The following is a 16,789-nucleotide window of genomic DNA, read 5'->3' as shown; positions in this document are numbered from 1 at the left end:
CGATGGTGGTGTGGATTCTCAAGCGTGAGGTAAGGGCAATTGGTGGATGCCTTGGCATACACAGGCGATGAAGGACGTGGCACGCTGCGATAAGCGTCGGTGAGGTGTGAGCAACCTTTGACCCGACGATTTCCGAATGGGGAAACCCAACCTCACTATTTACTCTCAGTCGAGTTCGCTCGGCTGCGGTTAAATAGGAAGGTTATCACTTGGCTGAATAAAATAGGCTTAGTGAAGCGAACCCGGGGAACTGAAACATCTCAGTACCTGGAGGAAAAGACATCAACCGAGATTCCGTTAGTAGTGGCGAGCGAACGCGGACCAGGCCAGTGCCTTGTTGTTAGTTAGCAGAAGCCTTTGGAAAATGGCGCCATAGCGGGTGACAGCCCCGTATGCGAAAGCAATCAACAAGGACTTGAGTAGGGCGGGACACGTGTAATCCTGTCTGAATATAGGGGGACCACCCTCTAAGCCTAAATACTCGTGTATGACCGATAGTGAACTAGTACCGTGAGGGAAAGGTGAAAAGCACCCCGATGAGGGGAGTGAAATAGTACCTGAAACCGATTGCCTACAAGCAGTGGGAGGATCCTTGAGATCTGACCGCGTACCTCTTGCATAATGGGTCTGTGACTTAATGTATCAAGCAAGCTTAAGCCGTTAGGTGTAGGCGCAGCGAAAGCGAGTCTGAATAGGGCGACTGAGTTTGATGCATTAGACCCGAAACCCGGCGATCTAGGCATGACCAGAGTGAAGGTGCGGTAACACGCACTGGAGGCTCGAACCGATTAACGTTGAAAAGTTACCGGATGAGTTGTGTTTAGGGGTGAAAGGCCAATCAAGCCGGGAAATAGCTGGTTCTCCGCGAAAACTATTGAGGTAGTGCCTCGGATGTTTTCCTCAGGGGGTAGAGCACTGGATGGATGCGGGGGTCGCGAGATCTACCAACTCTAACCAAACTCCGAATACCTGAGAGTATAGTCCGGGAGACAGACGGCGGGTGCTAAGGTCCGTCGTCAAAAGGGAAACAGCCCTAACCTACAGCTAAGGTCCCCAAGTCACGTCTAAGTGGGAAAGCATGTGGGACTTCCAAAACAACCAGGAGGTTGGCTTAGAAGCAGCCATCCTTTAAAGAAAGCGTAACAGCTCACTGGTCTAATTAAGAGGTCCTGCGGCGAAGATGTAACGGGGCTCAAGACGTGCACCGAAGCTTAGGGTTCAGTACTTGTACTGAGCGGTAGCGGAGCGTTCCGTAAGCCTGTGAAGCCGAAGGGTAACCGACGGTGGAGGTATCGGAAGTGCGAATGCAGACATGAGTAGCGATAAAGAGGGTGAGATGCCCTCTCGCCGAAAGCCCAAGGGTTCCTGCGCAAGGCTAATCCGCGCAGGGTGAGTCGGCCCCTAAGACGAGCCCGAAGGGGGTAGTCGATGGGAAACAGGTTAATATTCCTGTACCTGATGGTGTGTGACGGATCACGTGTGTTGTCTGGCCTTATCGGATTGGTCCAGGCTTCGAAGTGGTTCCAGGAAATAGCCCCATCTTATAGACCGTACCCGAAACCAACACAGGTGGGCAGGTAGAGTATACCAAGGCGCTTGAGAGAAGTCTCCTGAAGGAACTCGGCAAATTGCCTCCGTACCTTCGGAAGAAGGAGGCCCTCACTGCGGGCAACCGCTTTGAGGGGGCACAGGCCAGGGGGTAGCGACTGTTTAACAAAAACACAGGGCTCTGCTAAGTCGGCTTCAAGACGACGTATAGGGTCTGACGCCTGCCCGGTGCCTGAAGGTTAAGAGGAGGTGTGCAAGCACCGAATTGAAGCCCAGGTAAACGGCGGCCGTAACTATAACGGTCCTAAGGTAGCGAAATTCCTTGTCGGGTAAGTTCCGACCTGCACGAATGGCGTAACGACTTCCCCACTGTCTCCAGGAGATGCTCAGCGAAATTGAATTCTCCGTGAAGATGCGGAGTACCCGCGGTTAGACGGAAAGACCCCGTGCACCTTTACTGCAGCTTCAGAGTGGCTGTGGGAAACAATTGTGTAGAATAGGTGGGAGGCTTTGAAACTTGGGCGCCAGCTCGAGTGGAGCCAAAATGTGAAATACCACCCTGTTGTTTTCTACAGTCTAACCTCGCACCGTCATCCGGTGCAGGGACCCTCTGTGGCGGGTAGTTTGACTGGGGCGGTCGCCTCCTAAAGAGTAACGGAGGCGCGCGATGGTAGGCTCAGGACGGTTGGAAACCGTCTGTTAGAGTGCAATGGCATAAGCCTGCCTGACTGCGAGACTGACAAGTCGAGCAGAGACGAAAGTCGGTCATAGTGATCCGGTGGTCCCTCGTGGAAGGGCCATCGCTCAACGGATAAAAGGTACGCCGGGGATAACAGGCTGATAACCCCCAAGAGCTCATATCGACGGGGTTGTTTGGCACCTCGATGTCGGCTCATCACATCCTGGGGCTGGAGCAGGTCCCAAGGGTTTGGCTGTTCGCCAATTAAAGTGGTACGTGAGCTGGGTTCAGAACGTCGCGAGACAGTTTGGTCCCTATCTGCCGTGGGCGTCGATAATTGAGAGGAGTTGCCCCTAGTACGAGAGGACCGGGGTGAACATGCCTCTGGTGCACCAGTCGTTCTGCCAAGAGCGCAGCTGGGTAGCTATGCATGGACGGGATAACCGCTGAAAGCATCTAAGCGGGAAGCCTCCCTCAAGATAAGTTATCATCGAGCCGTGGAAGACCACCACGTTGATAGGCCGGGTGTGGAAGTGCAGTAATGCATGGAGCTAACCGGTCCTAATTGCTCTGTTCGCGCTTGAGAGTCCCACCATCATCGACAGTTCTGCTGATCGATGGGTGTGTCTTTCAGCTAGATGACGCCAAGAATTTGGTCAGTATCGATTTCTAGAACTTCTCTTGCCCGCCGGCTTCATAGCTTGGTGACCATAGCGTCTGTGACCCACCCGATCCCATCCCGAACTCGGCCGTGAAACCAGACTGCGCCGATGGTACTTCAGCTTAAGCTGCGGAAGAGTAGGTCGTCGCCAGGCTTTGTAGCCGGCGGGCACGAGAAGAAACCCATTCACATGTTGAAGTACGCCGCCGCTTGCCCTTTGGGGTGGCGGCGGCGTTCTTGTCTCAACGGCGGTCGCCTGCGGTCGCTGCGATATTGGCGCGGGGTGGAGCAGCCCGGTAGCTCGTCAGGCTCATAACCTGAAGGTCGTAGGTTCAAATCCTACCCCCGCAACCACCGATACAGAACAGCCCCCGAGCGAAAGCCCGGGGGCTGTTCTCGTTTGCGGTCGCGAAAGCTGTGCGCAGCGTCAGGGCCGTCGAGCGAATTCGATGGCGGCGGAGCGCACCCTCGTGGTGAGGATCGGCCCAAGGAAGCGCCGCTGTTTCACATTCAAGAGTTCGAAAGAGTGGCGGTATTTGGTGGCGCTGAAGCGGTGATCGTCGATCTCGCCTCGAGACTTGCCTTGCTACAGCCTTTGTCTGCGCCTGGCTCGCTGCCCATTTGCGTGGAGCCGGGCTGCCGTGAGGTGTTCCGTTCGGCAACTTAATGGACGCGAGCAAACGCCGTGCGCATGGCCGAGCCGCGTCCTGTAGCTCAGTGCTTTCGTGCCCGGATCCCGGCCGCCGCTCTGCCGCCGCAAGACTTGCTGCGGGAGAGAGGTAATTTCGTAGCTCTTGCTCACGAGCCGAGCCGATAATGGGTAAGTCCCTGAAGCACTCCAAGCCCGCTTGGCTCAATCCTCGACGATCGCGCTGCTGTCCCTGGTGTCCTTCATCCGGATGTAGACGATCAGCGACACGGCGATCATCGCGGTGACGTACCAGTAGAAGCCGCGCTCCCAACCGGCGTCCTTGAAGCGCAGGGCGACATATTCGGCCGTGCCGCCAAAGACGGTGTTGGCAAGCGCGTAGGGCAGCGCAACGCCGAGCGCGCGGATGTGGGCTGGGAACAGCTCGGCTTTCACCACCGCGTTGATCGAGGTGTAGCCGGTGACGATGACGAGTCCGCCCATGACAAGCAGGAAGGCGGTCAGCGGATCGCGGGTCGTCTCGAGCTTCGAGAACAGCGGGTAGGTGCACAGCATTCCGGCGAGGCCGAAGCCGATCAGCAGCGGCTTGCGCCCGATCCGGTCCGACAGCGCCCCCGCCAGGGGCTGCAGCAGCATAAAGATGAAAAGGGTCGCACCGTTGATCTGCGACGCGGTCTCACGGGAAAAACCCGAGGTGTTGACCAGGAATTTCTGCATGTAGATCGAGTAGGCATAAAAGGCGAGCGTGCCGCCGGCGGTCAGCAGCATGACGGTCATGGCCTCGCGCGGATGATGGCGGAACAGCGCCAATGCCCCCGACCTGGGGACGTCGCTGTTCTGCTGGGCGTTCTTGAAGCTTTCGGTTTCGGCGAGCCCACGGCGGATCCAGAACACCACGACCGCCAGCACCGCCCCGATGGCGAACGGGATGCGCCATCCCCAGGCCTCGAGGTCGCTTTCGCTCATCACCGCCTGGAGGAGGAGGAGCACGCCGATCGCGACCAGCTGCCCGCCGATCAGGGTGACGTACTGGAACGAGGAGAAGAAGCCGCGCCGCTTCTTGCCCGCCATCTCCGACAGGTAGGTCGCGCTGGCGCCATATTCGCCGCCGACCGAGAGGCCCTGCAGCAGCCGGGCGACCAGCAGCACCGCCGGCGCAAAGAGTCCGACGCTTTCGTAGGTCGGCGCGACCGCAATCAGCAACGAGCCCGCGCACATGAGGGTGACCGACAAGGCGAGGCCGCTCTTGCGCCCCCTGCGGTCGGCATAGATGCCCATCATCCAGGCACCCAGCGGCCGCATGAAGAAGCCGACGGCGAAGACAGCGGCGGCGCCAAGCAGCTGCGCCGTCGGATCCGCCGAGGGGAAGAAATGCGGCGCAAAGTAGAGCGTGAAGGCCGCGTAGGCATACCAGTCGTACCATTCGACAAGGTTGCCGGTCGCCCCGCCGAGGATCGCCTTGGGGCGCGCCTTCGACGACAACTGGTCCTGGATGCTCGTCTCAGCGGAAGTGTCGATCGCCGTGTCGGCCGTTTGCAAAGGGGACATGCCCGTCCCTTAGAACGGGAAGTCCAGCGCGGCGAATGAAGAAGCGCGGTTGGACCCTACCTCGCCTGTCGGCCCGGTTCGCGGGGGAGCTTCGGCGGTCGCTGGCGGTTCAACCTTCGTGCGGATCGCGACCTACAATGTGAACGGCGTCAACGGACGGCTGCCGGTGCTGCTCGAATGGCTCGAGGCGACCCAGCCGGATGTCGTCTGCCTGCAGGAACTCAAGGCGCCGGACGAGAAGTTCCCGCTCAAGGCGCTGGAGGAGGCCGGCTACGGGGCGATCTGGCATGGGCAGAAAAGCTGGAACGGCGTCGCCATCATGGCCCGCGGCTGCACCCCGGTGGAGACGCGCCGAGGGCTTCCGGACGACCCCGATCCCACGCAAAGCCGGTATCTGGAGGCCGCGGTCAACGGGGTCCTGATCGGCTGCCTGTATCTCCCGAACGGCAATCCCCGGCCCGGTCCCAAGTTTGACTACAAGCTCCGGTGGATCGCCGCGTTCGAGGCGCTTGCCGCCGAAGTCCTTCCGCTCGACCAGCCGGTCGTGCTGGCCGGCGACTATAATATCATTCCGACTGAGCGCGACGTCTACAAGCCCGAGCGCTGGACCGAGGACGCGCTGTTCGTGCAGGACGTGCGGGACGCGTTCGAACGCCTCACGAACGCCGGCTGGACGGACGCCCTGCGCCGCCTCCACCCCGACGAGCAGGTGTTCACCTTTTGGGATTACTTTCGCAACGCGTTCGCGCGGGACGCCGGGCTGCGGATCGACCACCTGCTCCTGAACGCCGCCGCCGCCGGGCGCCTCAAGGCGGCGGGGGTCGACAAATCGGTCCGCGCCTTGCCCAAGACCAGTGACCATGCACCGGCGTGGATCGCATTCGAATGACCGCGCCCGCGACGATGGAAGCGCTGCTGGTCGACGAGCTGCCGGCTGGATCCGAGTGGCGTTACGAGCCCAAATGGGACGGCTTCCGCTGCCTTGCGCTGCGGACCGGGGGCGAGGTCGCCTTGTGGTCCCGCTCGGGAAAGCCGCTCGGGCGCTACTTCCCCGAAATCGAAACGCTGATCGCGGGATTGCCTGCGGGCGACCTGGCGCTGGACGGCGAACTAGTGATCGAAACCGCGGACGGCCTCAGCTTCGACGCCTTGTCGCAGCGCCTTCATCCGGCCGAGAGCCGAGTCCGCAAGCTCGCCGCCGAGAGGCCGGCCTTGTTCATCGCGTTCGATCTCCTGGGCTGGGGCAAGCAGCAACTGGAGCAAACACCGCTGGCGGAACGTCGCCAGTGGCTCGAGCGGCTCGTACAAAAGGCGAAGGCGCCGTCGCTCCTCCTGTCACCGCAAACCGGCGACATCGCGCAGGCCCGTGACTGGCTGAAACGGAGCGGCGGAGCGCTCGACGGCGTCATCGCCAAGCGCAGTGACGAACCCTATCGCGCGGGTGAACGCGCGATGCTGAAGATCAAGCACCATCGCAGCGCTGATTGCGTCGTCGGCGGCTACCGCAGCGCTGCCAGCGGCGGGGGCGTCGCTTCGCTTCTGCTCGGCCTCTACGGCGACGAGGGGCTGCTTCATCATGTCGGCTTCTGTTCCAGCTTCAAGGCGGCCGAGCGGCGAGAGTGGGCGGCCGAGCTCGCTCCGCTGGGTGGCGGAGAGGGCTTCACCGGCAACCGGCCGGACAAGCCCAGCCGCTGGTCGCGTGAACGGACGGCGGAGTGGGTCCCCTTGCGCCCGGAACTGGTGGTGGAAGTCCTCTACGATCAGGTCACCAATGGCCGCTTTCGCCACGGTACCAGGCTGCTGAGGAGACGACCCGACAAGCGCCCCGACCAGTGCCGCTGCGAGCAGCTCAGCCATCCCCTGACTCCCGCTGGCCTGGCCGACCTGCTCCGGAACGGCTGAACCATGATTGGCATGTCGTCTCGATGACTCTAGGCTGGCTGCCTCGGCGGGCATTCCTGCCTGCCCCGTGCAGGATGTCTTCATGCTCGACTCCGCCAAGGCTTTCTTCTCCGGCGACTATGCGCCGCACGGTTATTGCCTGCTGTGGCAGCCCGAGCTGATCTGGACCCATGTCGTGTCGGACGCCCTGATCGCGGCGTCCTATTTCTCGATCCCGGTGGCGCTGGTCACCTTTGTCCGCAAGCGGCCCGACATCGAATTCGGCAAGATGTTCTGGCTGTTCGCCCTGTTCATCATGTCGTGCGGCCTGACTCACATCATGGGGATCTGGAACCTCTGGAACGGCGATTATGCCGCCGAAGCGACGATCAAGGCGATCACCGCAATCGCCAGCGTACCCACCGCCATCCTGTTGTGGCCTTTGCTGCCAAAGGCCCTGGCAATCCCCAGCCCCTCGATGCTCCAGAAGAAGAATGACGAGCTTGCCGCCGCGCTAGCCGAACGTGACGCCGCGCTGGAGCAATTGCGCGGCGAAGTGGCGCAGCGCGAACGGGCCGAGGCTGCGCTGGTGCAGGCCAACAAAATGGAAGCGGTCGGCCAGTTGACGGGCGGCATCGCGCATGACTTCAACAATCTGTTGCAGGCGATTTCGGGCAACCTCGAACTGATCAAGCTCGCGCCCGACAACAAGGACAAGGTCCTGCGCTGGGCCGCCAATGCCGCGCTTGCCAGCGAGCGCGGAGCCAAGCTCACCGGCCAGTTGCTGACCTTCTCGCGTCGCCAGCGGCTGGAGGCGACCGACATCGATGTCGGCAAGCTGCTCCGGGACATGTCCGGCCTGCTCCGCAACTCGGTTGGCCCGACCGTCGACCTACAGGTCGATGTCGGGCCGGATCTCGGCACCGTCCGATCCGATGCGACCCAGCTGGAGCTTGCCATCATCAATCTCGCCATCAACGGCCGTGACGCCATGCCGTCGGGCGGCCGCTTGCTCGTCCGGGCAGAGGTCGATGCGGCGGACCGCGTCGCGGTTCGGATCGTCGATCAGGGTGTCGGCATGACCCCCGACATCGTGGCGCGCGCGCTCGAGCCTTTCTTCACCACCAAGGGGCCGGGGCGCGGTACCGGGCTCGGCCTTTCGATGGCCTATGGCGTCGCGCGCGCTGCCGGCGGCGACCTGCGCATCGACAGCGAGCCGGGCGAGGGGACGGCAGTGACCCTGCTCCTCCCGCGCACCCCCGCCGCCGAGGCTGCGGCTCCGGCGGTGCGAGGGGGCGGGCAATCGGCCTCGCCGGGGCGCAAGGTCAACGTGCTGCTGGTCGACGACGATCCGGAGGTTCGCCAGGCGGTGGCCGACATGCTTCGCGCGGATGGTCACCGGGTGACCGAGGCCGAGAATGGGCCGCAGGCGCTGCTCGAGCTCGAACGCATGACCCCGGATCTGGCGCTGTTCGATTACGCCATGCCCGGGATGAACGGCGCGCAGCTTGCCGCCCGGGTGCTGGAGCAGCACCCCGACCTCAAACTGCTGTTCCTGACGGGCTATGCCGACAGCGACGCGATCGACAAGGCGGTGAATGGCCGCGCCCGGATCCTCAAGAAGCCGATCAGCGCCGCGGCCCTGTCGGCCTCGCTTGACGAGCTGTTGAGCTAGGCGCGGGATTCGAAGCCGGCGACGACCTCCGCCAGCCAGCGTCCGGCGGTCAGCGCGCTGAGGTCGGTCTGGTCGAGCGGCGGGTCCCATTCGGTGAGGTCGATCGCGCGGACCTTACGATGCGCGGCGAACAGGCGAACGGCCTTGAAGAAGTCATGGACGCTCATGCCGCCTGCCCGCGCCCCCGGGGCCCCCGGGAACTGGCTTCGGTCGATGACGTCGATATCGCAGTCGAGCAGGATCGCCTCGACATGCTCGAGGCACTCGAAGGCGTGATCGACGGTCCACGTCACGCCCATGCCGTGGAAATTGCCAAGGCTCACCGTGGCGGCGCCCTCGCCCTGGGCGAATTCGTGCATCTCGCGGCTGTTCGCCCAAGGCGCCAGCCCGATCTGCACAATGTTGCGTCCGGGCAGGCCGTCCTCGATCAGCGCCCGGACCGGATTGCCGTTCGACAAGCCGTTCTCAAGCCCGCGCATGTCGAAATGGGCATCGAGCGTGATCAGACCGACCTTGTCGAGCGGGAGCCCGAGCGCCTCCGCCATGCCCAGCACCCCCGGGCGGGTGACGGCATTATTGCCACCGATCAGCACAGTCAGCGAATGGCGCCGGACCGCATCCTTCACGGCCGACCGGATCGGCCCGGTCGCCGCCTCGATATCGAGGTCGCCGATCGCAGCATCGCCATGGTCGGCGATTGCGGAGCCGAGCTCGCGACCGGTGTCGATGTCGTACAGCCCGATCCGCTTCATCACCGCCCGAAGCCTCGCCGGGGCGAGGTCGCAGCGGCCCGGGGTGACCGATCCCGCGCCGAGCGGCGCCCCGACCAGTCCGATCGGGGCCGCCGCATCGGTGGCAAGCAAGAGGTCGGAGAGATTGGGCCATGCGCTGGTCATTGCCGCTGCTCTAGCACCCGCCTACAGGCTTGTCGCATGTGGGACCGCCTGCTGACCGACTGCCATGTCCTGACGATGATCCCGTCGCCCGGCAATCCGCTCGGCCTCATCAACAATGCCGCGATCGGCATCCACGACGGCCGGATCGTGCGGGTCGGCCGCCGGACCGAGCTGGCGGGAACCCGTGCCGGCGAAGTAGTGCCGCTCGGCGGTGCGTTCGTGACGCCGGGCCTGATCGACTGCCACACCCACCTCGTGTTCGGCGGCACCCGCGCGGGCGAGCACGCCCGGCGCCGCGCCGGCGCTACCTATGAGGAGATCGCGCGCGAAGGCGGGGGGATCGCCTCGACCGTGCGCGCCACCGCCGCCGCAAGCGTCACCGAGCTGCTCGACCAGAGCCGGCGGCGGCTGCACGCGCTGATGCGGGGCGGGGTGACCACGGTCGAGATCAAGTCGGGCTACGGCCTCGATCCCGCCGCCGAGCTTCGCCTGCTCAACGTCATCCGTACCCTGGCCCGGTCCGAGCCGGCGCGGGTGGTGCCGACCCTCCTGGCGCTCCACGCCCTGCCGGCCGGCGCCGACCGCGACAGCTTCGTCGACCGGATGATCGAGGATCTGGTCCCGACCGTCGCGCGGCTTGGGCTTGCGACGTCGGTTGACGCTTTTTGCGAAGGCATCGCCTTCACTCCGGCCGAGACCGAGCGCCTGTTTGAGGCCGCCGCCGCGCATGGACTGCCAGTCCGGCTTCATGCCGAGCAGCTCTCCAACCAGAATGGCGCAGCGCTTGCCGCGCGCCACAACGCCTTGTCGGCCGATCACCTCGAGCATCTCGATGAAGCCGGGGCGGCGGCGATGGCGGCGGCCGGTACCGTCGCGGTGTTGCTGCCGGGCGCTTTCTACACCCTGCGCGAAACCCGGCAGCCGCCGGTCGACCTTCTCCGCAAGCATGGAGTGGCGATGGCCGTCGCTTCCGATTGCAATCCAGGCACCTCGCCCAATCTGGTGCCGCAGCTTGCGATGAACATGGCGTGCAACCTGTTTGGCCTGACGCCGGAGGAGGCGATCGCCGGCATGACCAGCCATGCCGCGCGCGCGCTGGGGCTGGCCGATGAGGTCGGCTCGATCGCGCCGGGCAAGGCGGCCGATCTCGCAGTGTGGCGGATCGCCGAACCCGCCGAGCTCGGCTACTGGCTCGGCCTCATGCCGGAACGACGGATCTTCGGGGGAGTGGAACAGTGAACGACCGCCGCGACAATCAGCGCATCATCCGGGCCCGTCGCGGCCCCGAGCTGGTCGCCAAAAGCTGGCAAACCGAAGCGGCGGTGCGGATGCTCCAGAATAATCTCGACGACGAGGTGGCGGAGGATCCGCAGAGCCTGGTCGTCTACGGCGGCATCGGCCGCGCCGCGCGCGACTGGGCGAGTTTCGACCGGATCGTCGAGACGCTGGAGCGGCTGGAGGGCGACGAGACGATGCTGGTACAGTCGGGCAAGCCGGTCGGTGTCTTCCGCACCCACCCCGACGCCCCCCGCGTGCTGCTGGCGAATTCGAACCTCGTCCCCAAGTGGGCGACGTGGGAGCATTTTCACAAGCTCGATCGCGCGGGCCTGATGATGTACGGCCAGATGACCGCCGGCAGCTGGATCTACATCGGCACGCAGGGCATCGTTCAGGGCACCTTTGAAACCTTTGCCGAGATGGGACGCCAGCATTTCGGCGGTGACCTGTCGGGCAAGTGGATCCTGACCGCCGGCCTCGGCGGGATGGGCGGGGCGCAGCCGCTGGCGGCGGTGATGGCCGGCGCGCACTGCATCGCCATCGAATGCCAGGAAAGCCGGATCGAGAAACGCCTCGAAACCCGCTACCTCGACCGCCGCGCCGCGACCATCGACGAGGCGCTCGAGATCATCGCCGCGGCGACGGAGCCGACCAGTGTCGGCCTGCTCGGAAACGCGGCCGAGATCGTCCCCGAGATGCTCGCCCGCGGCATCCGGCCGGACGCCATCACCGACCAGACCAGCGCCCACGATCCGGTCAACGGCTACCTGCCAATGGGCTGGACCGTCGCCGAATGGATCGAGCGCCGCGAGCGTGACCCCGAGGGCACCGCGGCGGCCGCGCGCATCTCCATGGCGCGCCATGTCGAGGCACTGTTAAGCTTCAAGGCCGAGGGCATCCCCGTCTTCGACTATGGCAACAACATCCGCCAGGAAGCGCTCGACACCGGCGTCGAGCATGCCTTCGACTTCCCCGGCTTCGTGCCGGCCTACATCCGGCCCCTGTTCTGCCGCGGGGTGGGGCCGTTCCGCTGGGTCGCGCTGAGCGGCGATCCCGAGGACATCTACAAGACCGATGCCAAGGTGAAGGAGCTGATCCCCGACGACCCCCACCTCCACCGCTGGCTCGACATGGCGCGCGAGCGGATCGCGTTCCAGGGCCTGCCCGCGCGCATCTGCTGGGTCGGCCTCGGCCAGCGCCACCGCCTCGGCCTCGCCTTCAACGAGATGGTGCGCAGCGGCGAACTCAAGGCGCCGGTCGTGATCGGCCGCGACCATCTCGACAGCGGCTCGGTCGCGAGCCCCAACCGTGAGACCGAGGCGATGAAGGACGGCAGCGATGCGATCAGCGACTGGCCGCTGCTCAACGCCCTGCTCAACACCGCGAGCGGCGCGACCTGGGTATCGCTCCACCACGGCGGCGGGGTCGGAATGGGCTATAGCCAGCATGCCGGCATGGTGATCGTTGCCGACGGCACCGACGAAGCCGCGCGGCGGCTGGAGCGCGTGCTGTGGAACGACCCAGCCACCGGGGTCATGCGTCACGCCGATGCGGGGTATGAGGAAGCGGTGGCCTGCGCGCGGGAGCAGGGGCTGGACCTGCCGAGCCTCGGCTGAGGTCACAAAGTTCTCGAAGTTCCCATAGGGCGGGGTGTTCACGCCGGGATGCGGATGGTCGACGAAGTGAAAGAGCCTGGCAGTGACGCCGAGGGTAGCTGAGCAGGCGAAATCCTACTTTGCAACGGCGCTTCAGCGCCGAATTGCGACCTTCAGGCTCCACCACAGCAAGGCAAAACTCGCGACGCTGATGGCGGCGCCCCAGAACCAATAGGGGGCAAACAACGCATCGGCGATGGCGGCTGAATCCGAACGCCCGACCTTACCGTCGACATTGGCTTCGGACATGAAGAGATAGTCGAGCTGCGCCCATACGCTGATGACGGCCTGCACGCCGAGTAACTGGATCGCAAGGCGCTGGACGGCGGGAGACGCACGGTACGCGATCACGAGAATGATCGCGCCCATCGCTGGCAGGACCAACCATCCGACAAGGGTTCTGACCCAGATCGCGGTCGAGGCAATCAACAGGATCCCGAGCAGGCTGAGGCCACCCTGCGTTGCTTCACGGCTACGCGATGCAACGATGAGCAGCGCGCCGGCAATCGGAGGGCCTAACAGACCGCCTGCTGGGATCAGGGCGTGGGTAAGGCGGTAGGCGTCATAGCGCCGACCTGTGCTGGCAAGCCCGGACCCATTAGGAAAGATCAGCATTTCGTGGAATGCGTTACCGGTCAGCAAGGCTGCAAGGCCGTGCCCGAACTCGTGAAACCAGGTCGCGAGGATGGTGAAGGGGTAGAGGATGAACTGGCCGGGCGATGTCTGCCAAAGCAAAACGGAAGCAAGTGCAATTAGCATCATCATGGCGATGCGGACGTTTCTGTCTCGTTCTAGATTTCTGCTGCGCATTGGGTGTCCGGTGTGGTGAAGATACAAGCCTGCCTTGCGGGCAGACACCTTGTGAATAGCCCGGTCCTCTATCGAAAGGGTTAGCGGAGTAGGACCGCGCCTCTCCCGTTTCGCGGGCATCCGTTCTAAGGGGCGCCCATGCTTATCCTCGATCCCGAAGCCATCACCCTCGCCACCCTTCGCCAGCTGCGGAACGGGTCGTCCGCCCGCCTCGATGACGCCGCGCTTGGCCGCATCGACGCTTCCGCTGCCGCCGTCGCGCGCATCGTTGCCGGCGGGGAGACGGTGTACGGGATCAACACCGGCTTTGGCCTGCTGGCGCAGGAGCGCATTCCGCATGATCGGCTGGCCGAGCTTCAGCGCAACCTCATCCTCTCGCACAGCTGCGGTCTGGGCGAGGCGACGCCTCGGCACGTCACGCGGCTGATGATCGTGCTCAAGCTGCTCGGGCTGGGGCGCGGGCATTCGGGGGTGCGGCGCGAGGTCGTCGAGGCACTGCAGGCGCTGCTCGATGGCGATGCGATGCCGGTGATCCCCTCGCAGGGGTCGGTCGGTGCGTCGGGCGATCTCGCACCGCTGGCGCACATGACCGCGGCCTTGATGGGGCATGGCTGGATCGACCTCGCCGGCGAGCGCCTGCCCGCGGCCGCCGCGCTGGAGCGGATGGGGCGGGCGCCGCTGGAGCTCGGGCCCAAGGAAGGGCTGGCGCTGATCAACGGGACCCAGTTCAGCACCGCGGTGGCGCTCGACGCGCTGTTCGCGGCGGAGCGGGTGTTCGGGGCCGCGCTGCAGGCCGGGGCGCTGGCGGTCGATGCGCTGAAGGGCAGCGTCAAGCCGTTCGACCCGCGCATCTCGGCGTTGCGCGGACAGCCGGGACAGATCCGCGTCGCGGGCGAACTCAGCCGCTTGCTCGACGGATCGGCGATCGTCTCCTCGCACCATCGCTGCGGCCGGGTGCAGGACCCTTACAGCTTCCGCTGCCAGCCGCAGGTGATGGGCGCCGCGCTCGACCTGCTTGAGAATGCCGCGCGCACCCTGACCATCGAAGCCGCTGCGGTTACCGACAATCCGATCCTGTTCAGCGGCGAGGATGGCGACGACGCCATCTCGGGCGGCAACTTCCACGCCCAGCCGGTCGCCTTCGCCGCCGACACCATTACCCTTGCGCTGTGCGAAATCGCCAGCCTGTCCGAGCGGCGCATCTCGGTGCTGGTCGATCCCAAGATGAGCGGGCTGCCGGCGTTCCTGACCGACGACGGCGGGGTCAACAGCGGGCTGATGATCCCGCAGGTCACCGCCGCCGCGCTGGTGGCGGAAAACCGCAGCCTCGCCTTCCCGGCCTCGGTCGATTCGATCCCGACCTCGGCCGGCCAGGAAGACCATGTCTCGATGGCCCCGATCGCCGCGCGCAAGGCGGTGGCCGTGGCACGCAACGCGGCCGGCGTGGTGGCGGTGGAGCTGATCACTGCCGCGCAGGGGGTCGATTACCATGCCCCGCTGGCCACCTCCCCGGCGCTCGCCGCGCTGCATGGCGCGGTACGTGCGATCAGTCCGCGGCTTGAGGCGGACCGTTATTGGGCGGATGAAATGGCGGCGCTGCAGTCGGCGGTGCTCGACGGGCGGATGAGCGGCGGCTTTCTTCTTGGCCGCTGAGCGCTGAGCCCTTAAGGCGCGGCCCCATGTCCATATCCGTCAACAGCGCCTTCGACAGCGGCAACATCCGGCTGGTCAAGGCAGAGGGTTCGACCCTCGACCTCGAGATCGTCAACGACGCTCAGTCCGATTTCTACCAGTGGTTCCACTTCCGCCTGGCCGGCGTGCGCGGCCAGGCGCTGACGCTGCGGCTCACCAATTGCGCGAAGTCGGCCTATCCGATGGGCTGGCCGGGCTATCAGGCGCGGGTGTCGACCGACCGCGAGAATTGGGTGCTGGCCGACACCAGTTATGACAATGGCGTGCTGACCATCAACGCCGAGGTCGACAGCGACCTGCTGTGGGTGGCCTATTTCGCGCCCTATTCGATGGACCGGCACAACGACCTCGTCGCCGCACTGGCCGAGCTGCCGCAGGTGACCCACCGCGAGCTGGGCGTCAGCCTCGACGGGCAGGCGATCGATTGCCTGACGATCGGCGAGGGGCCGCTCACCGTTTGGCTTTATGCCCGCCAGCATCCGGGCGAGAGCATGGCCGAATGGTGGATGGAAGGCGCGCTGGAGCGGCTGGTCGATCCCGACGACGCGGTTGCCCGCGCGCTGCGTGCCCGCTGCACCTTCCACTGCGTGCCCAACATGAACCCCGACGGGTCCGCGCGCGGGCACCTGCGTACCAATGCGGTGGGCGTGAACCTCAACCGCGAATGGCATGCGCCGTCGGCGGAGCGCAGCCCCGAAGTGCTGTGCGTCCGCAATGCGATGGACGAGGCCAAGCCGGTGTTCGCGATGGACATCCACGGGGACGAGGCGATCGCCGCCAACTTCCTGGCGGGCTTCGAGGGTATTCCCAGCCTGACCGCGCGGCAGGAGGAGAAGTACCATCTGTTTGCCAACACGCTGGAGCGGATCTGCCCCGATTTCCAGACCAGCCAGGGCTATGAACTGTCGCGGCCGGGCGAGGCCAATCTGTCGATGAGCACGACCCAGCTTGCCGAGCGCTACGGATGCGTGTCGATGACGCTGGAAATGCCGTTCAAGGACCATGATCCGCTGGCCGACCCGGTCCACGGGTGGAGCCCGGAGCGGTCCAAGCGGCTGGCCCATTCGTGCCTCGACGCGCTGCACCAGATCCTGCCCGAACTGGAGGCGAAGTAAGGCCATGCCGACCCTCGTCCTGCTGCGCCACGGCCAGAGCCAGTGGAACCTCGAAAACCGCTTCACCGGCTGGTGGGACGTCGACGTCACGGAGAAGGGCGAGGCCGAGGCGCGGGCCGCGGGACAATTGCTGGTCGACAAGGGCATGGACCTCGACCGGGTGTTCACCAGCGTCCAGAAGCGCGCGATCCGCACCGCCAACCTGGCGCTGGAAGCGATGGACCGGATCTGGCTTCCGATGACCAAGGACTGGCGGCTGAACGAGCGCCATTATGGCGGGCTGACCGGGCTCAACAAGGCCGAGACGGTGGCCAAGGTGGGCGAGGAGCAGGTCAAGATCTGGCGCCGCAGCTTCGACGTCCCGCCGCCGCCGCTGGAGGCCGACAGCCCCTATGCCGCGCTGCAGGACGACCGGCGCTATGCCGGGATCACGGTTCCGGAGAGCGAAAGCCTGAAGGACACGATCGCCCGCGTCCTCCCCTATTACGAGGCGGAGATCGCGCCGGCGCTGAAGCGCGGGGAGCGGGTGCTGGTGGCGGCGCATGGCAACAGCCTGCGCGCACTGGAGAAGCATTTGTCGGGCATTTCCGATGCCGACATCACCGGGCTGGAGATTCCGACCGGACAGCCGATCGTCTACGAACTGGACGATAATTTGCAAAAGCGGGACCGCTACTACCTCAGCCAGAGGTAGAGCGGTCC

General features: G+C 64.7%; 11 protein-coding genes, 1 tRNA gene and 2 rRNA genes. 11 read left to right on the top strand and 3 right to left on the bottom strand.

Annotated features, from left to right (window positions below; all coding sequences use genetic code 11):
- Positions 1-19 precede the first annotated feature (19 nt).
- The 3 genes from GGQ97_RS02660 (at position 20) to GGQ97_RS02650 (ending at position 3,242) form a co-directional block, all read left to right on the top strand.
- Positions 20-2,812: ribosomal RNA gene (locus GGQ97_RS02660) — 23S ribosomal RNA — on the top strand.
- A gap of 115 nt (positions 2,813-2,927) precedes the next feature.
- Positions 2,928-3,042 (top strand): 5S ribosomal RNA (gene rrf / locus GGQ97_RS02655).
- 123 nt (positions 3,043-3,165) lie between these two features.
- Positions 3,166-3,242: transfer RNA gene (locus tag GGQ97_RS02650), tRNA-Met, on the top strand.
- 499 nt (positions 3,243-3,741) lie between these two features.
- Here GGQ97_RS02650 and GGQ97_RS02645 read toward each other — a convergent pair.
- The gene (locus GGQ97_RS02645; RefSeq protein WP_168067510.1) at positions 3,742-5,085 is read right to left on the bottom strand and encodes an MFS transporter; all 1,344 of its coding nucleotides are present in this window, start codon (positions 5,083-5,085) and stop codon (positions 3,742-3,744) included.
- A 118-nt stretch (positions 5,086-5,203) separates the two neighbouring features.
- Here GGQ97_RS02645 and xth point away from each other — a divergent pair, with 118 nt between their 5' ends.
- The 3 genes from xth (at position 5,204) to GGQ97_RS02630 (ending at position 8,641) form a co-directional block, all read left to right on the top strand.
- Positions 5,204-5,974 (top strand): exodeoxyribonuclease III, encoded by a 771-nt coding sequence (gene xth / locus GGQ97_RS02640; RefSeq protein WP_168067509.1) that lies wholly within the window; start codon positions 5,204-5,206, stop codon positions 5,972-5,974.
- Positions 5,971-6,987 (top strand): ATP-dependent DNA ligase, encoded by a 1,017-nt coding sequence (locus GGQ97_RS02635; protein WP_209022780.1) that lies wholly within the window; start codon positions 5,971-5,973, stop codon positions 6,985-6,987. The genes xth and GGQ97_RS02635 overlap by 4 nt, the downstream gene beginning before the upstream one ends.
- A gap of 82 nt (positions 6,988-7,069) precedes the next feature.
- A complete protein-coding gene (locus GGQ97_RS02630; protein WP_168067508.1) occupies positions 7,070-8,641 on the top strand; it encodes a response regulator in 1,572 nt (523 codons plus the stop codon).
- Here GGQ97_RS02630 and GGQ97_RS02625 read toward each other — a convergent pair.
- Positions 8,638-9,537, bottom strand: a complete 900-nt coding sequence (locus GGQ97_RS02625) for an arginase family protein (protein ID WP_168067507.1) — start codon at positions 9,535-9,537, stop codon at positions 8,638-8,640. The two genes, GGQ97_RS02630 and GGQ97_RS02625, sit on opposite strands and share 4 nt — an antisense overlap.
- A gap of 36 nt (positions 9,538-9,573) precedes the next feature.
- Here GGQ97_RS02625 and hutI point away from each other — a divergent pair, with 36 nt between their 5' ends.
- Positions 9,574-10,776, top strand: coding sequence for an imidazolonepropionase (gene hutI, locus GGQ97_RS02620; protein WP_168067506.1), 1,203 nt, complete (start codon positions 9,574-9,576; stop codon positions 10,774-10,776).
- Positions 10,773-12,431 (top strand): urocanate hydratase, encoded by a 1,659-nt coding sequence (gene hutU / locus GGQ97_RS02615; RefSeq protein WP_168067505.1) that lies wholly within the window; start codon positions 10,773-10,775, stop codon positions 12,429-12,431. Before hutI ends, hutU begins: the two co-directional genes overlap by 4 nt.
- Before the next feature lie 132 nt (positions 12,432-12,563).
- On the opposite strand, the gene GGQ97_RS02610 is transcribed toward hutU, so the two are convergent.
- A complete protein-coding gene (locus GGQ97_RS02610) occupies positions 12,564-13,280 on the bottom strand; it encodes a M50 family metallopeptidase (protein ID WP_168067504.1) in 717 nt (238 codons plus the stop codon).
- A 138-nt stretch (positions 13,281-13,418) separates the two neighbouring features.
- Between GGQ97_RS02610 and hutH the strand changes: the two genes are divergently transcribed.
- Genes hutH through gpmA form a run of 3 tightly spaced genes read left to right on the top strand, consistent with a single transcriptional unit; the run spans position 13,419 to position 16,781 of the window.
- Complete coding sequence (gene hutH / locus GGQ97_RS02605; RefSeq protein WP_168067503.1) at positions 13,419-14,933, top strand: histidine ammonia-lyase; 1,515 nt, start codon at positions 13,419-13,421, stop codon at positions 14,931-14,933.
- 26 nt (positions 14,934-14,959) lie between these two features.
- Positions 14,960-16,087, top strand: a complete 1,128-nt coding sequence (locus tag GGQ97_RS02600) for a M14 family metallopeptidase (RefSeq protein ID WP_168067502.1) — start codon at positions 14,960-14,962, stop codon at positions 16,085-16,087.
- Positions 16,088-16,091: 4 nt separating this feature from the next.
- Positions 16,092-16,781 (top strand): 2,3-diphosphoglycerate-dependent phosphoglycerate mutase, encoded by a 690-nt coding sequence (gene gpmA, locus GGQ97_RS02595; protein WP_168067501.1) that lies wholly within the window; start codon positions 16,092-16,094, stop codon positions 16,779-16,781.
- Positions 16,782-16,789: the final 8 nt, after the last annotated feature.

This window comes from Sphingomonas kaistensis, assembly GCF_011927725.1.
Classification (GTDB): domain Bacteria; phylum Pseudomonadota; class Alphaproteobacteria; order Sphingomonadales; family Sphingomonadaceae; genus Sphingomicrobium; species Sphingomicrobium kaistense.
This window is presented reverse-complemented; position numbering and strand designations above follow the sequence as displayed.

Bases quoted from the DNA above. Each gene is read 5' to 3' on its own strand.
- GGQ97_RS02645 (WP_168067510.1), bottom strand. From the start codon at position 5,085: ATGTCCCCTTTGCAAACGGCCGACACGGCGATCGACACTTCCGCTGAG.
- GGQ97_RS02635 (WP_209022780.1), top strand. From the start codon at position 5,971: ATGACCGCGCCCGCGACGATGGAAGCGCTGCTGGTCGACGAGCTGCCG.
- GGQ97_RS02630 (WP_168067508.1), top strand. From the start codon at position 7,070: ATGCTCGACTCCGCCAAGGCTTTCTTCTCCGGCGACTATGCGCCGCAC.
- GGQ97_RS02625 (WP_168067507.1), bottom strand. From the start codon at position 9,537: ATGACCAGCGCATGGCCCAATCTCTCCGACCTCTTGCTTGCCACCGAT.
- hutI (WP_168067506.1), top strand. From the start codon at position 9,574: ATGTGGGACCGCCTGCTGACCGACTGCCATGTCCTGACGATGATCCCG.
- GGQ97_RS02610 (WP_168067504.1), bottom strand. From the start codon at position 13,280: ATGCGCAGCAGAAATCTAGAACGAGACAGAAACGTCCGCATCGCCATG.
- hutH (WP_168067503.1), top strand. From the start codon at position 13,419: ATGCTTATCCTCGATCCCGAAGCCATCACCCTCGCCACCCTTCGCCAG.
- GGQ97_RS02600 (WP_168067502.1), top strand. From the start codon at position 14,960: ATGTCCATATCCGTCAACAGCGCCTTCGACAGCGGCAACATCCGGCTG.
- gpmA (WP_168067501.1), top strand. From the start codon at position 16,092: ATGCCGACCCTCGTCCTGCTGCGCCACGGCCAGAGCCAGTGGAACCTC.